Annotated in this window: 1 protein-coding gene; it reads right to left on the reverse strand. The window is 52.5% G+C overall.

Annotated features, from left to right (window positions below; genetic code table 11):
* Positions 1–2,184, reverse strand: a 2,184-nt coding sequence (locus R7Q48_RS23895; protein WP_318132551.1) for a tandem-95 repeat protein, incomplete at both ends; no start/stop codon positions are given.

The following is a 2,184-nucleotide window of genomic DNA, read 5'->3' on the forward strand; positions in this document are numbered from 1 at the left end:
TTCACCGCATTCACGGTGACGTTGACCGTCGCTTGGTCAGTCAGCGCACCATCGGTGACGGTGTAAGTGATTTCAGCGTCGCCATTGAAGTTCTCAGCTGGTGTGAACACCAGTTTGCCGTCAACAATCTCGACTGTGCCTTGTGCTTCAGGTACAGACGCCGATTGGATAGACAGCGTATCACCATCGATGTCAGTATCGTTTGGCAGGACATCAATCGTCACTGGCGTGTCTTCGTCAGTAACAGCGATGTCATCTTTTGCCACTGGCGCGTCATTGACTGGTGTGACATCGACGTTCACCGTGGTGGACTCCGATACCCCACCGGAGGTAACGATGTAGGTAAAGCTGTCTGCCCCGTGGTAGTTGTCGTTTGGCGTGTAAGTGACGCTGCCGTCCGGGTTGACCGAGACCGTGCCGTTGGCTGGACCGTTATTGGTATCGAGCGACACCACTTTGTCGTCGCCTTCAAACGTGTCGTTACCTAAAACCTTAATGATGGTTGGTGTGTCTTCCACAACCGTCGCGCGGTCAGATTCAATATCTGCCACAGGCGCTACCGTGAAGTTCACCGTTTGGCTAACGCTCTCGCCGCTTGGATCGGCGGCAGTAAAGGTCAGCGCTTCAGAGCCGTTCCAGTCTGCCGTTGGAGTGAACGTAGCAATACCATTGACGATCGCCACTTGAATGTTGCTATTGCCAGAGACACTAAACGTTAACTCACCATCGGCGTTATCCACATCACTGAAGGCAGTATTTAGATCGATGATGTATGGCGTAAAGTCTTCTGCCAAGGTTTGGTCTGCGATGCTGCTTTCAACCACAGGCGTGTCGTTCACCGCATTCACGGTGACGTTGACCGTCGCTTGGTCAGTCAGTGCACCATCCGTAACGGTGTAAGTGATTTGGGCGTCACCATGGAAGTTCTCGGCTGGTGTGAACACCAATTTGCCGTCAACAATTTCGACTTTACCTTGTGCTTCAGGTACAGACGCCGATTGGATAGACAGCGTATCGCCATCGATATCAGTATCGTTTGGTAGGACATCAATCGTGACAGCGGTATCTTCTTGTGTTGTTGCCGCGTCATCTTTTGCCACTGGCGCATCGTTCACTGGTGTGACATCGACGTTCACCGTGGTGGACTCACTGACGCCACCGGAGGTAACGATGTAGGTAAAGCTGTCTGCCCCGTGGAAGTTGTCGTTTGGCGTGTAGGTTACGCTGCCATCCGGGTTGACCGAGACCGTGCCGTTCGCTGGTCCATTGTTGGTATCCAGCGACACCACTTTGCCGTTGCCTTCGAACGTGTCGTTACCTAAAACCTTAATGATGGTTGGTGTGTCTTCCACAACCGTCGCGCGGTCAGATTCAATATCTGCCACAGGCGCCACTGTGAAGTTCACCGTTTGGCTTACGCTTTCGCCGCTTGGATCGGTAGCCGTAAACGTTAACGCTTCTGAGCCGTTCCAGTCTGCGGTTGGAGTGAACGTAGCAATACCATTGACGATCGCCACTTGAATGTTGCTATTACCAGAAACGCTGAAGCTCAGCTCGCCATCAACATTATCCACATCGCTGAAAGCGGTATTCAGATTGATGCTGTATGGCGTAAAGTCTTCTGCCAAGGTTTGATCTGCGATGTTGCTCTCAACCACAGGCGCGTCGTTCACCGCATTCACGGTGACGTTAACCGTCGCTTGGTCAGTCAGCGCACCATCCGTGACGGTGTAAGTGATTTCAGCGTCACCATGGAAGTTCTCAGCTGGCGTGAACACCAGTTTGCCATCAACAATTTCAACTGTCCCTTGGTCACTCGGCACAGATGCCGAGTCAATACGTAATGCATCACCATCGATGTCAGTATCGTTTGGTAGGACATCAATCGTGACAGCGGTATCTTCTTGTGTTGTTGCCGCGTCATCTTTTGCCACTGGCGCATCGTTCACTGGTGTGACATCGACGTTCACCGTGGTGGACTCACTGACGCCACCGGAGGTAACGATGTAGGTAAAGCTGTCTGCCCCGTGGAAGTTGTCATTTGGCGTGTAAGTGACGCTGCCATCAGGATTGACCGAGACCGTGCCGTTCGCTGGACCGTTATTGGTATCCAGCGACACCACTTTATCGTCGCCTTCGAACGTGTCGTTACCTAAGACCTTGATGATGGTCGGCGTGTCTTCC

It is taken from the genome of Vibrio sp. 378 (assembly GCF_033339435.1).